General features: G+C 61.8%; 18 protein-coding genes. 12 read left to right on the forward strand and 6 right to left on the reverse strand.

Going from position 1 to position 18,310, the window contains the following annotated elements:
* Positions 1-228 precede the first annotated feature (228 nt).
* Positions 229-1,662 carry a PTS glucose transporter subunit IIBC gene (gene ptsG / locus ABTW55_RS21250; protein WP_016928184.1) on the forward strand — a complete coding sequence of 478 codons (1,434 nt, stop codon included), beginning with the start codon at positions 229-231 and terminating at the stop codon, positions 1,660-1,662.
* A 56-nt stretch (positions 1,663-1,718) separates the two neighbouring features.
* On the opposite strand, the gene ABTW55_RS21255 is transcribed toward ptsG, so the two are convergent.
* Both ABTW55_RS21255 and mntR read right to left on the reverse strand, forming a co-directional pair.
* Positions 1,719-2,084, reverse strand: coding sequence for a DUF4180 domain-containing protein (locus tag ABTW55_RS21255; protein WP_060420596.1), 366 nt, complete (start codon positions 2,082-2,084; stop codon positions 1,719-1,721).
* A gap of 14 nt (positions 2,085-2,098) precedes the next feature.
* A complete protein-coding gene (gene mntR, locus ABTW55_RS21260; RefSeq protein ID WP_033638048.1) occupies positions 2,099-2,569 on the reverse strand; it encodes a manganese-binding transcriptional regulator MntR in 471 nt (156 codons plus the stop codon).
* 230 nt (positions 2,570-2,799) lie between these two features.
* Between mntR and ABTW55_RS21265 the strand changes: the two genes are divergently transcribed.
* Positions 2,800-4,104: an Nramp family divalent metal transporter gene (locus ABTW55_RS21265; protein WP_019455828.1), complete on the forward strand. Its 1,305-nt coding sequence runs from the start codon at positions 2,800-2,802 to the stop codon at positions 4,102-4,104.
* Between the two features lie 37 nt (positions 4,105-4,141).
* Here ABTW55_RS21265 and ABTW55_RS21270 read toward each other — a convergent pair whose 3' ends face one another.
* Positions 4,142-4,891 (reverse strand): SDR family oxidoreductase, encoded by a 750-nt coding sequence (locus tag ABTW55_RS21270; RefSeq protein WP_047568056.1) that lies wholly within the window; start codon positions 4,889-4,891, stop codon positions 4,142-4,144.
* Positions 4,892-4,990: 99 nt separating this feature from the next.
* Here ABTW55_RS21270 and ABTW55_RS21275 point away from each other — a divergent pair, with 99 nt between their 5' ends.
* Positions 4,991-5,368, forward strand: coding sequence for a helix-turn-helix domain-containing protein (locus ABTW55_RS21275; RefSeq protein WP_072265002.1), 378 nt, complete (start codon positions 4,991-4,993; stop codon positions 5,366-5,368).
* Here ABTW55_RS21275 and ABTW55_RS21280 read toward each other — a convergent pair.
* Entirely contained in the window at positions 5,365-6,270 is a 906-nt protein-coding gene (locus tag ABTW55_RS21280; protein ID WP_060420599.1) for a transporter substrate-binding domain-containing protein, read from the reverse strand. The two genes, ABTW55_RS21275 and ABTW55_RS21280, sit on opposite strands and share 4 nt — an antisense overlap.
* A gap of 221 nt (positions 6,271-6,491) precedes the next feature.
* On the opposite strand from ABTW55_RS21280, the gene hinT reads away from it, so the two are divergent.
* The 9 genes from hinT to ABTW55_RS21325 all read left to right on the forward strand — a co-directional run bounded on the left by hinT (position 6,492) and on the right by ABTW55_RS21325 (position 13,645).
* Positions 6,492-6,842, forward strand: coding sequence for a purine nucleoside phosphoramidase (hinT, locus tag ABTW55_RS21285; protein WP_004928776.1), 351 nt, complete (start codon positions 6,492-6,494; stop codon positions 6,840-6,842).
* 11 nt (positions 6,843-6,853) lie between these two features.
* A complete protein-coding gene (locus ABTW55_RS21290) occupies positions 6,854-7,243 on the forward strand; it encodes a YcfL family protein (protein WP_033646437.1) in 390 nt (129 codons plus the stop codon).
* Positions 7,244-7,269: 26 nt separating this feature from the next.
* Positions 7,270-7,860 (forward strand): penicillin-binding protein activator LpoB, encoded by a 591-nt coding sequence (lpoB, locus tag ABTW55_RS21295; RefSeq protein WP_033646436.1) that lies wholly within the window; start codon positions 7,270-7,272, stop codon positions 7,858-7,860.
* Complete coding sequence (gene thiK, locus ABTW55_RS21300) at positions 7,841-8,707, forward strand: thiamine kinase (protein WP_060420602.1); 867 nt, start codon at positions 7,841-7,843, stop codon at positions 8,705-8,707. Before lpoB ends, thiK begins: the two co-directional genes overlap by 20 nt.
* Before the next feature lie 38 nt (positions 8,708-8,745).
* Positions 8,746-9,765 carry a beta-N-acetylhexosaminidase gene (gene nagZ / locus ABTW55_RS21305; protein ID WP_060420605.1) on the forward strand — a complete coding sequence of 340 codons (1,020 nt, stop codon included), beginning with the start codon at positions 8,746-8,748 and terminating at the stop codon, positions 9,763-9,765.
* Positions 9,766-9,844: 79 nt separating this feature from the next.
* Complete coding sequence (ycfP, locus tag ABTW55_RS21310) at positions 9,845-10,387, forward strand: alpha/beta hydrolase YcfP (protein ID WP_015377468.1); 543 nt, start codon at positions 9,845-9,847, stop codon at positions 10,385-10,387.
* Between the two features lie 332 nt (positions 10,388-10,719).
* On the forward strand, positions 10,720-12,024 hold the full coding sequence (locus ABTW55_RS21315) for an NAD(P)/FAD-dependent oxidoreductase (RefSeq protein ID WP_060420608.1): 1,305 nt from the start codon (positions 10,720-10,722) through the stop codon (positions 12,022-12,024).
* 340 nt (positions 12,025-12,364) lie between these two features.
* Positions 12,365-12,901, forward strand: coding sequence for a glycine zipper 2TM domain-containing protein (locus ABTW55_RS21320; protein WP_004928798.1), 537 nt, complete (start codon positions 12,365-12,367; stop codon positions 12,899-12,901).
* Positions 12,902-13,165: 264 nt separating this feature from the next.
* Positions 13,166-13,645: an Rrf2 family transcriptional regulator gene (locus ABTW55_RS21325; protein ID WP_025302433.1), complete on the forward strand. Its 480-nt coding sequence runs from the start codon at positions 13,166-13,168 to the stop codon at positions 13,643-13,645.
* Positions 13,646-13,710: 65 nt separating this feature from the next.
* On the opposite strand, the gene sdeB is transcribed toward ABTW55_RS21325, so the two are convergent.
* Positions 13,711-16,854 (reverse strand): multidrug efflux RND transporter permease subunit SdeB, encoded by a 3,144-nt coding sequence (sdeB, locus tag ABTW55_RS21330; protein WP_060420614.1) that lies wholly within the window; start codon positions 16,852-16,854, stop codon positions 13,711-13,713.
* Positions 16,855-16,878: 24 nt separating this feature from the next.
* Positions 16,879-18,066: a multidrug efflux RND transporter periplasmic adaptor subunit SdeA gene (sdeA, locus tag ABTW55_RS21335; protein ID WP_060420617.1), complete on the reverse strand. Its 1,188-nt coding sequence runs from the start codon at positions 18,064-18,066 to the stop codon at positions 16,879-16,881.
* Positions 18,067-18,310: the final 244 nt, after the last annotated feature.

Consider the following 18,310-nt stretch of genomic DNA (forward strand, 5'->3'; position numbering starts at 1 on the left):
TTTGGTCTGTTTCGCCAAAAAACAGCCGGTTTATGCAAAGTTACCGCGGCTCGATCATCGAAACGTGATTGTCATCAAACATTGCGCAGGCTATTTATTTTACTCTGCGTAATAAATTCAAGGGGTGCTCAGACACCCTGAATTGCAGGGGTTTTTCTCCCCCCCTTGCAGCGCGAATCATCGCGACAAGAAGTAGCAAAGCATTATTACTCAGGAGCACACTCAACTATGTTCAAGAACGCATTTGCAAACCTGCAAAAAGTAGGTAAATCGCTCATGCTGCCGGTGTCCGTGTTGCCTATCGCAGGTATCCTGCTGGGCGTCGGCTCCGCCAACTTTAGCTGGCTACCTGCGGTAGTCTCCCACGTGATGGCGGAAGCGGGCGGTTCGGTCTTCGCCAACATGCCGCTGATTTTCGCCATCGGCGTCGCTTTGGGCTTCACCAACAACGACGGCGTTTCCGCGCTGGCGGCGGTGGTGGCCTACGGCATCATGGTGAAAACCATGGCGGTGGTTGCGCCGCTGGTGCTGCACCTGCCGGCTGAAGAGATTGCGGCCAAACACCTGGCGGATACCGGTGTGCTCGGGGGGATTATCTCCGGCGCCATCGCGGCCTATATGTTCAACCGCTTCTTCCGCATTCAACTGCCGGAATACCTGGGCTTCTTTGCCGGTAAGCGTTTCGTGCCGATCATTTCCGGTTTGGCGGCGATCGTTCTGGGCGTAGTGCTGTCCTTCATCTGGCCGCCGATCGGTACGGCTATCCAGACCTTCTCGCAGTGGGCGGCTTATCAGAACCCGGTCGTGGCCTTCGGCATTTACGGCGTGGTTGAGCGTGCTCTGGTGCCGTTCGGTCTGCACCACATCTGGAACGTACCGTTCCAAATGCAAATCGGTGAATTCACCAACGCGGCGGGCCAGGTATTCCACGGCGACATCCCTCGCTACATGGCGGGCGACCCTACCGCGGGCAAACTGTCCGGCGGCTTCCTGTTCAAAATGTACGGTCTGCCTGCTGCGGCCATCGCCATCTGGCACTCGGCCAAGCCGGAAAACCGCGCGAAAGTCGGCGGCATCATGATCTCCGCCGCGCTGACCTCGTTCCTGACCGGTATCACCGAGCCGATCGAGTTCTCCTTCATGTTCGTCGCGCCGATCCTGTACGTGATCCACGCTATCCTGGCTGGCCTGGCGTTCCCAATCTGCATCCTGTTGGGCATGCGCGATGGCACCAGCTTCTCGCACGGCCTGATCGACTTTATCGTACTGAGCGGCAACAGCAGCAAAATCTGGCTGTTCCCAATCGTCGGCATCGTCTACGGTCTGGTGTACTACACCATCTTCCGCGTGCTGATCGCCAAGCTGGATCTGAAAACTCCGGGCCGTGAAGACACCGCTGCCGAGCAGACTGCGCAGGGCGGTTCCGAAATGTCCGCGGCGCTGGTTCAGGCCTTCGGCGGTAAAGAAAATATCACTAACCTGGATGCTTGTATCACCCGTCTGCGCGTCAGCGTGGCCGACGTGTCCAAAGTTGACCAGGCGGGCCTGAAGAAACTGGGCGCAGCCGGCGTAGTCGTCGCTGGCTCCGGTGTGCAGGCCATCTTCGGCACCAAGTCCGACAACCTGAAAACCGATATGGACGAATACATCCGTAATCACTGATTCAGGCAGGGGAGTTATCAAGGGAGGCGAAAGCCTCCCTTTTTTATTGCCTGCCGTCAGGCGCCCAGGCGCTGTTCGAGTTCGGCGAGAGAAGGGAGGAACCAGACCTGTTCGCCGCGGTTGGCCTCACGCACGAAATCTTGCAGCGCGTTGCTTTGCGCCAGCCAGGGGGAGATATCGCCCAGCAGCGCAACGCGCAGGCGGTAGTTGATGAATTTCTGCAATACGGCGCCGGCCACGCCGCTTCTGAGCTGGAAAAAGGCGGCGTCGAGGCGGTTGACGGGGAGGGCAATCATCCCGGCATCGTGTTCAAAGGCGGGCGCGATAAACAGGCTGACGTCGTTTTCGTCTTTCAATGGCGGCCCGGCTTCGGCGAACACCACCAGGCGCAGATCGTGGATTTGCTGCACGGCGTAGCTCATCGGCGCTCCGGGAGTCAGGGCTTGGCGTGCTTTTGCAGGTAATGCTCGAACACCGCCAGCGTTTCGTCCGAGATATGGTGCTCAATCCCTTCGCTGTCCAGCTCGGCGGTTTCGCTAGGCACCCCGACGCACATCAGCAGATCGACCACGATGCGGTGACGGCGGCGCACCTTCTGCGCCAGCAGCTCGCCTTCCTCGGTTAAAAACACCCCGCGATAAGGGCGCGATTCCACCAGCCCGGCGCTTTTCAGCCGCGCGATATTTTTGATCGCCGTCGGGTGAGACACGCCGAAGCGGCGCGCGATGTCGGTGGTTCTGGCTTCGCGGGTGCTTTGCAGCAAATCGGCGATCAGCTCAACGTAATCTTCGATCAGCGCATTGGACTGCGCTTCGCGGGCGCGGCTAAAACGCAGGGCGTGCTCGGCCTCGTCCGGCATGTCGGTCTGGGCGTGGCGGTCGGCGTTATCTGGCGCGCGGGTAACCATAGCGTGGGGCGTCCTGTAAGCATAAAAATGGCATCTCCCGGCAGTGCGGGGAGGGTTGCCCTAAGTTAGTCCAAATAGCACACATTATCAATTCGATGCCACGCATTGTGGTAGTTAGAAATATCTCTACACAAAGCCAATGAATTTCGCCTGTTGCATAAAGTGTAGCCGATGCTACATTGTCAGCATGATAGGTGGAAAAATAACCAGTGAAATATTGAGGGTAATTCATGCGTGACGCGGCAACCACTCCATCGTTAACCGAACGGACCAACATTGCGATTGGCGCCGCCCTTGCCGGACGCAAGCGCGGCGCCTTTACGCCGTTGCTGTTCGCCGGCCCGGCGGTGATTGCCTCTATTGCCTATATGGATCCCGGTAACTTCGCCACCAACATTCAGGCCGGGGCGAAATACGGCTACAGCCTGCTGTGGGTGGTGGTGATGGCCAACCTGATCGCCATGCTGTTCCAGGCGCTGTCGGCCAAGCTCGGCATCGTCACCAACCGCAATCTGGCGGAGATGTGCCGCGACCAGTTTTCACGGCCGGTAGTGATCGGCATGTGGCTGCTCAGCGAAGTGGCGGCGATGGCCACCGATCTGGCGGAATTTCTCGGCGGGGCGATCGCGCTGGCGCTGCTGTTCCATATGCCGCTGCTGGCGGGGATGGGGGTGACGGCGGTGATCACCTATGCGCTGTTGATGGTGGAAAAGAAAGGTTTCCGCCCGGTCGAGCTGATGATCGGCGGCCTGGTGGGCATCATCGCGCTGTGCTACCTGGTGGAGATGTTCATCGTACCGGTAGACTGGCAGGCGGCCGGGATCGGCATGGTGACGCCGCAGTTGCCGGACGCGCAGGCGCTGACCATCGCCGTCGGCATTATCGGCGCCACCGTGATGCCGCACGCCATTTTCCTGCACTCGGGGCTGACCCAGCACCGCAGCCCGGCCAGCGACAACGGCGAGCGGCGCAAGCTGCTGCGTTTTTCCAATATTGAAGTGGTGATCGCGCTGGCGCTGGCCGGGCTGGTGAATATTGCGATGGTCATCATGGCCTCGAGCGCCTTCCACGCCGGTAATAGCGACGTGGCCGAAATTGGCACCGCCTACCATACGTTGACGCCGCTGTTCGGCGCGGCGGCCGCCGGCATCTTCCTCGCTTCGTTGATCGCCTCCGGCATTTCCAGCTCGGTGGTGGGCACCATGGCCGGGCAAATGATCATGCAGGGCTTCGTTGGCTTCCGCATCCCGGTGTGGGTGCGCCGCCTGGTCACCATGGTGCCGGCGTTTATCGTGGTGGCGATGGGCGTCAACGCCACCGACGCGCTGGTCTATAGCCAGGTGGTACTGAGCCTGGCGCTGCCGGCGCCGATGATTGCGCTGGTGATGTTCACCCGCCGCCGCGACATCATGGGCGAGTTCGCCAATGGCCGCTGGACCAGTCTGGCGGCGGTGGTCGGCACGGTGGTGATCGTGCTGCTCAACGTGGTGCTGTTGTTGCAGACCTTCGGCGTCGATATTCCCGGTTTGGGGTGATCTTGCGGGCCGCGCGGGGCGCGGCCGCGTCGCTAAATTATAAATTTCCCACACCACCGTCCATCTGCAGCTCGGCGCCGACCATAAAGGCCGACTCGTCCGCCGCCAGAAACACCGCCGCTTTGGCCAGCTCCAGCGCGCTGCCCATGCGGCCGATCGGTACCAGCGCGCGGATATCGTCGCGCAATGCCTGCTCATCCGCTTCCGCCAACCCCAGCTTACCCAACGCCGGGGTTTCGGTCGGGCCGGGGCTGAGGCCGTTAAAGCGAATGCCGCGCGCGTGCAGCTCACCGGACAGCGTTCTGGCCAGCGACAGCAAGCCGGCTTTGCTGGCGGCGTAGGCGCTGCTCTGCGGCAGGCCGATATGGGCGCTGACCGAACCGCACAGGATCACCGAAGAAGGGTTGGCCAGCAGCGGCAGCAGCGCCTGGATCAGAAAAAACGGTCCCTTCAGATTGATGTCCATCAGCCGCTGATAGCTCTGCTCATCCCACTCCTGCAGCGGGCGATGCGTAACGTCGCCGGCGTTGATGTACAGCACGTCCAGCCGCGGCCACCGTTGCCCCAGCCGCTGCGCCAGTTCGCGCTGCTGCGGAATATCGCCGGCGTCGCTCAGCAGCAACAGCGCCTTGCCACCCAATGCCTGGCCCGCCGCGTCCAAGGCGCTTTGGCTGCGCCCGGTGATCGCCACCGTTGCGCCCTCGGCGATGAACTGGCGGGCGGTTTCCAACCCGATGCCACTGGTGCCGCCGGTAATCAATGCGTATTTGCCTTGCAGTCGTGCCATAACCGATTCCTCTTTAGCGTCCGTTGCGGCATTATTTACACTATAGTTCCTTTTGCATAGTAGGCACCTTTTGGATACTAAAGGACGAGGTGGGATGAAATGACGGCGCAAGCGCCATTAGCGGCGGAAAATAATTTGGCGGCGTTGCCGCCGGCGGGCGAACCCTGCCCGATGGTGGACTTCGTCAATCTGGTGTCGGGCAAGTGGGCGATACCGATCCTGTACCGGCTGATAATGATCGACGGCCCGGTGCGATTCAGCGAGCTGCAGCGGGCGGTGGCGCCCATTGCGCAAAAAGAGCTGACGCGTCAGCTGCGGCTGTTCGAGCAGCGTGGCCTGGTGACGCGGCAGATGTTTCCCGAAGTGCCGCCGCGGGTGGAGTATCAGGTCACCGCGCTCGGTAAATCGCTGCGGCCGACGCTGGACTCGCTGGCCGAGTGGATGCGTCGGCACGCGCCGCAGCTGATCGGCGGCTAGTCGCCGATGCCCGGCGGGTTGATGGCGGAGCGCTCGACCTTTTCGTCGCCTTCGCCCCAGCGTTCCAGCACCTGCGCGTATTCGCCGCTGACGATGACGCCGTTGATGGCGGCGTTGACGGCGTTCACCAAACCGTTGCCTTTTTTGGTGGTGACCGCGACGTAGGCCACGTTGGGGCCGATGCCGACCATTTTGGTCTTGCCGGTCAGCGCCGCCTTGTAGGCGCCGGTGGAGTGGGGGCCGAAGAACGCATCGGCGCGCCCGGACTGAATGCTCAGGTTGGTGGCGGCGTCGTCGGTCACGTAGATCGGCTGCACCGGCGGCAACCCGGCGGCGCGGTTTTGCTTATCCCATCCCAACAGTATGTTTTCCTGATTGGTGCCGGATCCGACGATGACCCGCAGCCCGGCGACGTCCTGCGGCCGGTTGATCGAGGTGATGTGGCTGGTGGATTTGACGTAAAAGCCCAGCGTGTCCACCCGATAAGTGGCGAAGTCGAATTTGGTCTTGCGCAGTTTGGTGACGGCGATGTTGATGATCGCCGCGTCGTATTTGCCGGTGCTGATGCCCAGCGGCCAATCTTCCCACGAGGTAGGCACCAGATTCAGCGCCAGCCCAAGGCTGTCGGCCACCAGGCGGGCGATGTCCGGATCGCTGCCGATCAGCGTTTTATTGTCCTCGGCGAACAGCGCCAGCGGCGGAGAGTTCTCGAACGCCACCGCCACCGTCAGCTTGCCGGGCACCGCGAAGTGAAAGTTTGCCGGAATCAGTGCGATAGCGGCCGGGTTTTTCTCCGCGCGTATCGGCTCTCGGTTAGCCTGCAGATCGATACCGCCCGCCGTGGCCGCCTGCACGGCGGCGCTCAGCAACAGCGCGCACAGCGCCGAAATCCTCAGTGGCATAGCACCCTCTATCCTTTGTTAATCATGGGGTTACTATTGGCGGCGGCGCGGGGCAAGTAAAGCAACAATAGTGAATAACCAAAGTGAAAAGATGCACAAGCGCGGCGCCGGGCTGCGCGAATCTGCAGCACTCGACGTGGAAAGTGCGCAATCAGGTTGAAAGCAGTAGAATTTGTCACTCATACTGCGTACAGCTAATTGTGTAAAACAAGGAACGCCAGATGGCCGAAGAAACGATTTTCAGTAAAATTATCCGCCGCGAAATCCCTGCTGATGTGGTTTATCAGGACGAACTGGTCACCGCTTTCCGTGACATCTCTCCCCAGGCACCCACCCATGTGCTGATCGTTCCCAACGTGCTGATCCCAACCGTCAACGACGTGACCGTGGAGCATGAAGCCGCGTTGGGCCGCATGATCACCGCCGCGGCGAAGATCGCCGAACAGGAAGGCATCGCCGAGGACGGCTATCGCCTGATCGTCAACTGCAACCGCCACGCCGGTCAGGAGGTCTATCATATTCACATGCACCTGGTCGGTGGCCGCTCGCTGGGGCCGCTGCTGTCACGTTAAGCGAGGAAATCATGCGCGGTAAAAAAACTCTCCGTGGTCTGATGGCGTTGGCGCTGCCCGCCGCGTTGCTGATGGGATGCAGTTCATCGCCCGGCATCGCGGTCAACCAAGGGCAGACGGTGGTGATGGATCCTTCGGTGCTGACCGCCGGCATTTTGGCCGATACGCCCTCGATTTCGAACGCCTCCGGGCGGGTGATGGCGACCTCGGTGCTCAACAACAGCCAAATGACGCCGGTCACCGTACATTACCGCTTCTATTGGTACGACGCGCAGGGGCTGGATATTCGCCCCTTCGAGAAACCGCGCGAGATCGTGGTGGCGCCCGACTCGGACGCCAAAATTTACTCGATTAACGGCAATCTGGACGCTAAAAGCGCGCGTCTGTATCTGTACCTGTAAGCGCTTGCCAGGTTTGGAGAAAAAGCATGAAAAAGTACGTCTTAGTGGCGCTGGCCGCATTAACCCTCAGCGGCTGTCTGTCGCGCCCGCCTGAGCCGGAACAACCGTTGCCGCCGGTCACCGTCGAACCGGAACAGCCGACGCCGCCGGTCGAGCAGCCGCAGCCGCCAACCACCGAGCCGGTGCCGCAGCCGCCGAAAATTCAGCAGCTCGACTGGCTGGGCAGCGTCCAGCCGCTGGTGGGGCAGATGCTGAAGGCCGATGGCGTCACGGCCGGCAGCGTACTGCTGCTGGACAGCGTCAAGAACAACACCAATGGTTCGCTGCAGATGGGCAAAGCTACCGCGGCGCTGTACAAGGCGCTGGCGTCGAATTCCACCTTCAGCGTGGTGCCGGAAGCGAAGCTGACCAGCGCCAGACAAACGCTGGGCCTGTCGGCGGATGACAGCTTCGGTTCGCGCAGCAAGGCGATTGGCCTGGCGCGCATCGTCGGCGCGCAGTACGTGCTGTACAGCGACGTCAGCGGCGACGTGAAGTCGCCGGCGTTGGATATGCAGCTGATGCTGGTGCAAACCGGCGAGATCGTCTGGTCGGGCAATGGCGCCGTTAAACGCTGAGGCCGCGCTGCGACGATTGATGGAAACCAGACTGCCGGCGGTGAATACCGCCGGTTGTCATTTCAGCCCGGTGCAGGGGCTGACCGGCGAGAGCTGGCGCATCGACGGCGCGGGCATCACGCTGTTGGCGCGCCAGCACAGTGCGGAAAAACGCGCGCTGGGCGTGAGCCGACGGCGGGAAGCGCGGGTCTTGCGCCGCTGCGCGCCGGGGCTGGGGCCGCGGGTTTTCGCACAGAATAATCAGTGGCTTATCCTCGAATGGCTCGAAGGTGACATCGTCACAGATGCCGAGTTTGCGGCGCTGAATGAGCGCGGCGAGCTGGCGGCGATGGCGGCGGAACTGCATCGGCGGCCGCTCAGCGGTTACCGGCTGGATCTGCGGCGGCAGTTCCTCCGCTACTGGCCGCAGCTGGATACGCGGCGTGTAACCCCCGCCTGGCTGCGCCTGCAGCGCCATTTTTTGCTAAGTGTGCCGCCACGGCCACTGCGCCTGGCGCCGCTGCACATGGACATCCACCCGGGCAATTTGCTCGCCACCGGCGAGGGGCTGCGATTGATCGACTGGGAGTATGCCGCCGACGGCGACGTGGCGCTGGATATCGCCGCGCTGTTTCGCGGCAATGGTTGGTCGGCCGGGCAGCAGCAGCGCTTTTTGCAGCACTACGCGCGCCAGGGCTATCACGACGCCGCCCGGCTGCAGGCTCAGGTGCGGGGCTGGCTGCCGTGGGTGGATTATCTGATGCTGCTGTGGTTTGAAGTGCGCTGGCAGCAGAGCGGCGACGCCGAATTTTTACGCTGGGGCGCTGCGGTGCGCCGGCGATTCTGTTTATCATCATCCGAATTCTGAACGAACAATAATGAAGTGAGGTGCCCGTGGGCCCAGTAATGCTAGATGTCGCCGGCTACGAGCTGGATGCAGAAGAACGCGAGATTCTGAAACACCCGCTGGTTGGCGGATTGATCCTGTTTACCCGCAACTTCCACGATGCGGAGCAGCTGCGTGAGCTGGTGCGCCAGATCCGCGCCGCCTCGCACGATCGGCTGGTGGTGGCGGTAGACCAGGAGGGCGGGCGCGTGCAGCGCTTCCGCGAGGGCTTCACCCGCCTGCCGGCAGCGCAGTCGTTCGCCGCGTTGCACGATGCACAGGAAGGCGGCCGGCTGGCGCAGGAGGCCGGCTGGCTGATGGCGGCGGAGATGATCGCGCAGGATATCGACATCAGCTTCGCACCGGTGCTGGACATCGGCCACGGCAGCGCGGCGATCGGCGAGCGTTCGTTCCACAGCGATCCGCAGCAGGCGCTGGCGATGGCCGAACGCTTTATCCTCGGCATGCACAGCGCCGGCATGAAAACCACCGGCAAACACTTCCCTGGGCACGGCGCCGTCAGCGCCGATTCGCACAAGGAAACCCCGCGCGATCCGCGGCCGCTGGCGCAGATCCGCGAGCATGACATGGCGATCTTCCGCGAGCTGATCAACCGCCAGCTGCTGGACGCCGTCATGCCGGCCCACGTCATCTATACTGAAGCGGACCCGCGCCCGGCCAGCGGCTCGCCTTACTGGCTGCAGCAGATCCTGCGTCAGGAGCTGGGCTTCGACGGCGTGATTTTCTCCGACGATCTGTCGATGGAAGGCGCCGCCATCATGGGCAGCTACGCCGAGCGCGGCCAGGCGGCGCTGGATGCCGGTTGCGACATGATCCTGGTGTGCAACCACCGCGAAGGTGCGGTCAGCGTGTTGGATAACCTGTCCCCGGTCAAAGCAGAGAAGGTGAAGCGGTTATATCATCGCGGTCAGTTCACCCGTCAGGAACTGCGCGACTCCGAGCGCTGGCAGCAGGTGCACAAGGCGCTTAGCGCGCTGAGCGAACGCTGGGAGGAGCACAAGCAGCGTTCGCAGGGGTGAATCCAGGCGCCGCATCGCGGCGCAGAGCGGAAATGATGAGGGCCGCGCCCGCGGCCCTTGGCTTGTTGCGAGGATCTACATGATTATCTATTTGCACGGCTTCGATTCCACCAGTCCCGGCAATCATGAAAAGGTGTTACAGCTGCAGTTTATCGATCCGGACGTGCGCTTCATCAGCTACAGCACGCTGCATCCGCGTCATGACATGCAGCATCTGTTGAAAGAGGTGGACAAGGCGGTGCAGCAGGGCGGCGACGCGCACCCATTGATCTGCGGGGTCGGCCTCGGCGGCTTCTGGGCGGAGCGCATCGGCTTCCTGTGCGGCATTCGCCAGGCGATGTTCAACCCGAACCTGTATCCAGAAGAGCACATGCACGGCAAGATAGACCGGCCGGAAGAGTATCGCGATATCGCCACCAAGTGCGTGGAGGATTTCCGCGAGAAGAACCGCGATCGCTGTCTGGTGGTGCTGTCGCGGCACGACGAGGTGCTGGATAACCGGCGCAGCGCCGAATTGCTGCATCACTACTACGAGATCGTGTGGGATGAACAGCAGACGCACAAGTTCAAAAACATCTCCCCCCATCTGCAGCGGCTCAAGGCGTTCAAGGCGCTGGGTTAACAGTTTCATAACGCTGCCGTGAGCCGCGCTTCCCGTTTTTCACCGGCGGAAAGTGCGGCTTTTTTGTGCGCCCAGGCAAGATCTTGCGTGGCAATCGGCAAAATTTAAAACTGTGACTCAGCGCTAACTATTTGAATCACAATCGCCAAAAAATCCCCGCGTCCAGCCTTTAACCAAAAAAATTTGATGTACATCAATTTTGGTATGACCAAATAACCTCACATGTTATTCTGGCCTCAGAGAGCCGATTTATTTTAAGCGAACCCTATGTATTCTAAGGATATTATTTATTTACCCTGGAATAACAAATGGTTCACATTTAGGGGGTTATTTTGACAACGCCAAAGAAGAAAATCGTTATTGTTGGCGGCGGCGCCGGTGGCTTGGAGCTGGCGACCAGCCTGGGCCATAAACTTGGCCGCAAGAACAAAGCGGAGATCACGCTGGTGGATCGCAACCACAGCCATTTGTGGAAACCGCTGTTGCACGAAGTGGCGACCGGTTCCCTCGATGACGGCGTGGATGCGCTCAGCTACCTGGCGCACGCGCGCAACCACCATTTCAGCTTCCAACTGGGGTCGTTGACCAACATCAACCGCGAAACGCAAACGCTGCAACTGGCGCAGATCTGCGACGAGCAGGGCGGCGAGCTGGTGCCGGCGCGCGAATTGCCGTACGACATCCTGGTGATGGCGCTGGGCAGCACCTCGAACGATTTCGGTACGCCGGGCGTGAAAGAGCACTGCATCTTCCTGGATAACCCGCATCAGGCGCGCCGCTTCCACAACGAAATGCTCAACCTGTTCCTGAAGTTCTCGGCGCAGCCGGGGCAAAAAGAGCGGGTCAACATCGCCATCGTCGGCGGCGGTGCCACCGGCGTTGAGCTGTCCGCCGAACTGCACAACGCGGTGAAGCAGCTGCACAGCTACGGTTTCGAAGGCCTGGACAACAGCGCGCTCAACGTGACGCTGGTAGAAGCCGGCGAGCGCATTCTGCCGGCGCTGCCGCCGCGCATTTCCGCTGCGGCGCACCAGGAGCTGATCAAACTGGGCGTGCGCGTGCTGACCAACACCATGGTGACCAGCGCGGACACCAAAGGCCTGAACACCAAGGGCGGCGAGTTCATCGACGCCGATCTGATGGTGTGGGCGGCCGGCATCAAGGCGCCGGACTTCATGAAGGATATCGGCGGCCTGGAAACCAACCGCATCAATCAGCTGGTGGTGGAGCCGACGCTGCAGACCACGCGCGATCCGAACATCTTCGCCATCGGCGACTGCGCCTCCTGCCCGAAAGAGGGCGGCGGTTTCGTGCCGCCGCGCGCCCAGTCGGCGCACCAGATGGCCTCGCGCTGCGCCACCAATATCCTGGCGCTGATGAACGGCCAGACGCTGAAGCCATACGTGTATAAAGACCACGGCTCGCTGGTGTCGCTGTCGCGCTTCAGCACCGTCGGCAGCCTGATGGGCAACCTGATGCGCGGCTCGATGATGGTGGAAGGGCGCATCGCGCGCTTCGTCTACATCTCGCTGTACCGCATGCACCAGGTGGCGTTGCACGGTTACATCAAAACCGGCCTGATGATGCTGGTGGGCGGCATCAACCGGGTGATCCGCCCACGTCTGAAAATGCACTGATCCCGCCTTTGTCGACCAACCCGCGCCGGTTCGCCCGCGCGGGTTTTTTTATGGCGGCGGTTGCTTGATTCTTCAGCATAAGCTGTCGTCGGTATGGGTAAAATTCTTAAGATTCCTCCTAAACAGCGGAAAAACGGCCGTTTTCCCGCATTTTTGGTCCCCTTGTCTTATTGCGGGGCTTCAGATCATTGTGCAGACTTTACCTCGTTTACAGACGGCGCGTCGCGCACGCCGTAAACCGGGATACCGCAAGCCGCCCACGCGCAAAATAATAAGCGCGGTGCCATGCCGGTAACAGACCCCGGAAAAAATGCGTGGTAACACTTTCAGGAGGTTTCCTGTGAACAAGTCAATGTTAGCCGGTGTTGGGATTGGTATCGCTGCCGCTCTGGGGATTGCCGCGGTAGCCAGCCTGGACGTCTTTTCTGCCGGTCCGCAATATGCGCAGGTGCTCGCCGCAACGCCGATTAAAGAAACCATCAAAACGCCGCGTCAGGAATGCCGCAACGTCACCGTTACGCACCGTGCGCCGGTGCAGGATGAAAACCGCATCGCCGGTTCTGTGCTGGGCGCAGTGGCGGGCGGCGTGATCGGCCACCAGTTCGGCGGCGGCCGCGGGCGCGACGTGGCGACCGTGGTCGGCGCGCTGGGCGGCGGCTATGCCGGTAACCAGGTGCAAGGGGCGATGCAGAATAATGACGTCACCACCAGCGTGCAGCAGCGTTGCAAAACGGTCTATGACAAGTCTCAGAAAATGCTGGGCTATGACGTGACCTACAAGATCGGCAATCAGCAGGGCAAGATCCGCATGGATCACGATCCGGGCACGCAAATCCCTTTGGATAAAAACGGCCAACTGGTGCTGAACAGAGCCTGATCTCCACATTCGAATTAAGCCCGCGGGCAGTGTTAGTTCTGATCGTTTAACCCGGTTAAGCGAGCGGCGTTAACATTGACGCGGGTTTCTGTTTTCTGCCCGCCCAACAATTTGCGATCGTTCTAATGTCTGCGTGCGATATCACTGGGCAAAACTTCAAAAAAGCCCCCGCGTTTGTTATATTATTGTGCAATTAAGCGGTGTTATCGGCGCCAATCGCCACACCGGCCAAACCCGAGTATTTCGTCTCGCAGAGATAACGACATGTTAGATTTTCGCTTTCCGACAGCGTTGCAAATGGTCCTTAGCGTCGCCGTAGCTGAGAAGCAGGGCATGCGTTCGACGAGCGCCACCCTTGCCGCCGCTCTGGAAGCCAACCCCAGCTTTATCCGCAAACTGATGGTGCCGCTGACCAAAGACGGCATCATCGTTTCCACCCTGGGCCGCAACGGCTCTATCCACCTCGGCCGCCCGGCGGAAGAGATCACCCTGCGGGACATCTATCTGGCGGTGATCGACGACAAGCGCATCTGGGCTTCCCGTCCTGAAGTGCCGGCCCGTTGCCTGGTGAGCGCCAACGCCTGCTGGTATTTCAAATCGGTGGTGAACGAAGCCGAACAGGCTTCGCTTGCGGTGCTGGCGCGCCATACCGTGGCCGATTCGCTGGCCGAACTGGAGCGGGGCGACAAGCGTGCCTGCGCGGAGTACGCCGCCGCGCAAGAGGCTGAAACCGCCGACAAATAATCGCGGTTCGCATGCATAAAAAAAGGTCGGGCAATGCCCGACCTTTTTGCATTTTAACGCTGCGTTCAGACGGTCTGCGGCTGCGCTTTGCGCGCCACCAGGCGCCGCAGCGTGACGTAGAACACCGGCGTCAGGAACAGCCCGAACAGGGTGACCCCCAACATGCCGGAGAACACCGTGATGCCGGTGACGCCGCGCACCTCGGCGCCGGCGCCGTGGCCGAGGATCAGCGGGATGGTGCCGGCGATGAAGGCGATGGAGGTCATCACGATCGGCCGCAACCGCAGGCGACAGGCCTCCAGCGCCGCCTCGACGATGCCTTTGCCCTGCATTTCCAGCTCACGGGCGAACTCGACGATCAGAATGGCGTTCTTGCAGGCCAGCCCCATCAGAACGACCAGCCCGACCTGCACGAACACGTTGTTGTCGCCGCCGGTAAGCCACACGCCGAACAGCGCCGACAGCATGGTCATCGGCACGATCAGGATCACCGCCAGCGGCAGCGTCCAGCTTTCGTACAGCGCCGCCAGCGCGAGGAACGCCAGCAGCACCGCCACCGGGAACACCACCAGCGCGGCGTTGCCCTGGGTCGATTGCTGATAGCTCAGATCGGTCCACTGAATGTTCATGCCGTTCGGCAGCACCTTGCCGGCCATCTGCGTCAGCGCGCCCATCGCCTGGGTAGAGGAAAGCACGCGCGGATCGGCGTCGCCGATCAGATCCGCCGCCGGGAAGCCGTTATAGCGGATCACCGGATCCGGGCCGTAGGTAGTGCCGATGTTGACCATGCTGCCGATCGGCACCATTTCACCCTTGTCGTTGCGGGTGCGCAGGTTGGCGATGTCTTCCACGCTGTCGCGGAACTGGCCGTCTGCCTGCGCCATCACCTTCCAGGTGCGGCCATAGCGGTTGAAGTCGTTGATGTAAGACGAACCGAGGTAGGTCTGCAGCGTGCTGAACAGCGCATTGAGCGGCACCCCCTGCGCCTTGGCCTTGTCGCGATCGATTTTGGCGTCCAGCTGCGGCACGTTGGCCTGATATGAGGAGATCGGGAACCCCATCCCCGGCGTTTGCATAATGGCACCGGACATGGTGTTGATCGCCGTTTGCAACGCGCCGTAGCCCAGCCCGGCACGATCCTGCACGTACAGCGAATAGCCGGAGCCCTGGCCGATACCGAGGATCGGCGGCGGCATGATTGAGAAGGCGAAGCCTTCCTGGATCTGTGAAATGCGCGCGTTGATCTCGGCGTTGATCTGCGCCGCGGTGCGGGTACGGGTGCTCAACGACTCCAGCGCGAAGAACACCGTGCCGGTATTCGGCGTATTGGTGAACTGCAGCGCGTTCAGGCCGGGGAAGGCCACCGCATCGGTGACGCCGTCCACGCTCAGGCCGATGGCGCTCATCTTGCGGATCACCGCATCGGTGCGTTCCAGCGAGGCGCCTTCCGGCATTTTCACGCCGCCGATCAGGTACAGCTTGTCCTGCGTCGGGATAAAGCCGCCAGGCACGGTCTTGAACATCACCCCGGCGGCGGCCAGCAGCAGCAGGTAGACGACAAACACCGCGCCGCGCCGGCCCAGCACGCGGGAGACGCCGCGCTGGTAGCGTTGCGAACTGCTGGCGAAGAAGCGGTTGAACGGCCGGAACAGCCAGCCGAACAGCCGGTCGATCAGGCGCGACGGCAGGTCTTTCGGCGCGCCGTGCGGTTTCAGCAGCCGCGCCGCCAGCGCCGGCGACAGGGTCAGCGAGTTGATGGCGGAGATCACCGTCGAGATGGCGATGGTGACGGCGAACTGCTTATAGAACTGCCCGGTAACGCCGGAGAGGAACGCCATCGGCACGAACACCGCACACAGCACCACTGCGATGGCGATGATCGGGCCGGAGACCTCGCGCATCGCCTGGTGCGCCGCCGCCAGCGGCGACAGCCCCTCTTCGATATTACGCTCGACGTTTTCCACCACCACGATGGCGTCATCCACCACGATGCCGATCGCCAGCACCAGCCCGAACAGGCTGAGGGTATTGAGCGAGAAGCCCAGCAGATACAGCGCGGCGAAAGTGCCGACCACGGAGATCGGAACCGCCAGCAGCGGGATGATCGAGGCGCGCCAGGTCTGCAGGAACAGTATGACCACCAGCACCACCAGGATCACCGCTTCCAGCAGCGTATCCACCACCGCGCGGATCGAATCGCGCACGAACACCGTCGGATCGTAAGGCGATTTCCAGCTCATGCCGTCCGGGAAGCGGGTCGCCAGCTCGGCCATCTTGCCGCGCACCGCGTCCGACAGCTCGATGGCGTTGGCGCCCGGCGACTGGAAGATACCGATACCGACCGCATCCTTGTTATTGAGCTGGGCGCGCAGCGCGTAGCTGCCGGAGCCCATTTCGATGCGTGCCACGTCGCGCAGCCGCACGATCTCGCCGTTGTCGCCGCTCTTGAGGATGATGTTGCCGAACTCTTCTTCGGTTTGCAGGCGACCCTGGGCATTGATCGACAGCAGATAGTCGCTGCGCGTCGGCATCGGCTCCGCGCCGAGCTGGCCGGCGGAGACCTGCACGTTTTGCTCCTGCATGGCGCTCACCACGTCGGAGGCGGTCAGCCCACGCGCGGCGACCTTGTTCGGATCGAGCCAGATGCGCATCGCATACTCACCGGCGCCGAAGATCTGCACCTGGCCGACGCCCGGCAGGCGGGCCAGCTCATCCTTGACCTTCAGGGTGGCGTAGTTGCGCAGGTACAGCGAATCGTACTTGCCGGAAGGCGAGACCAGATGCACCACCAGCGTCAGCGCTGGGGACTGTTTCTGAGTGGTGATGCCCTGGCGGCGCACGTCTTCCGGCAGGCGCGCTTCGGCCTGCGCCACGCGGTTTTGCACCTGCACCTGGGCCTGATCGGGATCGGTGCCCGGGCGGAAGGTGACGGTGGTCACCAGCACGCCGTCGGAACCGGCGACCGATTTCATGTACATCATGTTTTCGACGCCGTTGATCGCTTCTTCCAGCGGCGTGGCCACTGTTTCAGCGATCTCTTTCGGGTTGGCGCCCGGGTATTCTGCGCGCACCTGCACGCTGGGCGGCACCACGTCCGGGTACTCGCTGATCGGCAGCAGCGGGATGGCTATCACCCCGGCGACAAAAATCAGTATCGACAGCACCGCGGCAAAGATCGGTCGGTCGATGAAAAAGCGGGAAAAGTCCATGGGTCAGAAGTCTCTGCTGGGAGCTTAGTTAAGTGCGGAGGCGATAGGGTTCATGGCGACGGTTTTCGCGTCGACCGGCATGCCCGGCATAAATACTTTCTGCATGCCGTCGACGATCACCCGATCGCCGTTTGCCAACCCTTTCTGCACGATGCGCAATCCTTCGGCCATGCGGCCCACGTCGATGTCGCGGCGCTGCGCCTTGCCGTCTTTATCGACGATGTAAACGAACTTGCGGTTCTGGTCGGTCATCACCGCTTTATCGTCGATCAGCATGGCGTTGAACTCGGCGCTGCCGGGCATCTGTACCCGGGCGAACAGCCCCGGCGTGAAGCGGCGATCGCGGTTGTCGAGCAGGGCGCGCATGCGGATGGTGCCGGTTCCGGCGTTCAGCTGGTTATCGGTAAAATCCACCAGCCCCTGATGCGGGGTGCCGTCTTCGCCTACCAGGCCGACCTTCACCGGCAGGCGCGCGTCGTGGCGGCCCTGCTGCTGATAGCGCAGGAAGGTGGCTTCATCCACATCGAAATAGACGTAGACCTTGTCGAGCGACACCAGCGTCGTCAGCACGCTGGCGCTGTCGCCGGCGGTGACCAGGTTGCCGGCGGTGATCATCGCGCGGCTGGCGCGCCCGTCAATCGGCGCGGTAACGCGGGTAAAGTCGAGGTTCAGCTGCGCCATATCGAGCTGGGCCTGCGCCGCCAGCACGTTGCTTTGCGCCTGCGCGGCGGATGACCGGCGCTGTTCCCAGACTTCCTGAGAGATGGCCTGAGTGCCGATCAGTTTCTCGGTGCGCGAGGATTCGCTGCGCGCCAGGGCGGCCTGGTTGCGAGCCCGCACCAGCTCGGCCTGCGCCTGTTCGCGCGCGGCACGGTAGGTACGATCGTCGATGGTGAACAGCACCTGGCCTTTTTTCACCTCGTCGCCTTCGGTGTAGTTGACCCGTTCGATGTAGCCGGAGACCCGTGGGCGCAGCTGCACGCTCTGCACCGCTTCGACCCGGCCGTTGAAGGCATCCCACTGGCTGATCGGTTTGACCACCACGCTGGCGGCGCTGACCACCGGCGGCGGTGGCGGGGCGTTGTGCGCGACGCTGTTGTCGCACCCGGCGAGCAGGGCGGCCAGCAGCGCCACCCCGGAGAGCCGCTGGCCCAGAGCGACGGCGCGTGTGCGGCCGCTGGCGTTGAACGATGAGTTTGGTTGATTTGCCATTATTTTTATTCCGATGAGTAAGTGCGGTCAGGCCCCATACCCGGCCCTGTTCTCCGGGATTCGCCCCGCGCCGGCGTGCGGTGAGGGGGCGGCTGCGCCATGCAGCGGCGCAACGTTAGGTTTTGAAACACATTGGTGTCACATTAATGTATCAATATCGGTTACATTAATTGGGTGGAGTATAGTGGCGGCTTTCTGGTAAGTGCAATAATAAAAATTGCATTTAAAGCGAAACTGTTGCAAC

It is taken from the genome of Serratia sp. SM04, from assembly GCF_040280225.1.
GTDB lineage: Bacteria > Pseudomonadota > Gammaproteobacteria > Enterobacterales > Enterobacteriaceae > Serratia > Serratia sarumanii.

Coding starts and splice junctions, on each gene's coding strand:
- ptsG (WP_016928184.1), top strand. CDS start 229: ATGTTCAAGAACGCATTTGCAAACCTGCAAAAAGTAGGTAAATCGCTC.
- ABTW55_RS21255 (WP_060420596.1), bottom strand. CDS start 2,084: ATGAGCTACGCCGTGCAGCAAATCCACGATCTGCGCCTGGTGGTGTTC.
- mntR (WP_033638048.1), bottom strand. CDS start 2,569: ATGGTTACCCGCGCGCCAGATAACGCCGACCGCCACGCCCAGACCGAC.
- ABTW55_RS21265 (WP_019455828.1), top strand. CDS start 2,800: ATGCGTGACGCGGCAACCACTCCATCGTTAACCGAACGGACCAACATT.
- ABTW55_RS21270 (WP_047568056.1), bottom strand. CDS start 4,891: ATGGCACGACTGCAAGGCAAATACGCATTGATTACCGGCGGCACCAGT.
- ABTW55_RS21275 (WP_072265002.1), top strand. CDS start 4,991: ATGACGGCGCAAGCGCCATTAGCGGCGGAAAATAATTTGGCGGCGTTG.
- ABTW55_RS21280 (WP_060420599.1), bottom strand. CDS start 6,270: ATGCCACTGAGGATTTCGGCGCTGTGCGCGCTGTTGCTGAGCGCCGCC.
- hinT (WP_004928776.1), top strand. CDS start 6,492: ATGGCCGAAGAAACGATTTTCAGTAAAATTATCCGCCGCGAAATCCCT.
- ABTW55_RS21290 (WP_033646437.1), top strand. CDS start 6,854: ATGCGCGGTAAAAAAACTCTCCGTGGTCTGATGGCGTTGGCGCTGCCC.
- lpoB (WP_033646436.1), top strand. CDS start 7,270: ATGAAAAAGTACGTCTTAGTGGCGCTGGCCGCATTAACCCTCAGCGGC.
- thiK (WP_060420602.1), top strand. CDS start 7,841: ATGGCGCCGTTAAACGCTGAGGCCGCGCTGCGACGATTGATGGAAACC.
- nagZ (WP_060420605.1), top strand. CDS start 8,746: ATGCTAGATGTCGCCGGCTACGAGCTGGATGCAGAAGAACGCGAGATT.
- ycfP (WP_015377468.1), top strand. CDS start 9,845: ATGATTATCTATTTGCACGGCTTCGATTCCACCAGTCCCGGCAATCAT.
- ABTW55_RS21325 (WP_025302433.1), top strand. CDS start 13,166: ATGTTAGATTTTCGCTTTCCGACAGCGTTGCAAATGGTCCTTAGCGTC.
- sdeB (WP_060420614.1), bottom strand. CDS start 16,854: ATGGACTTTTCCCGCTTTTTCATCGACCGACCGATCTTTGCCGCGGTG.
- sdeA (WP_060420617.1), bottom strand. CDS start 18,066: ATGGCAAATCAACCAAACTCATCGTTCAACGCCAGCGGCCGCACACGC.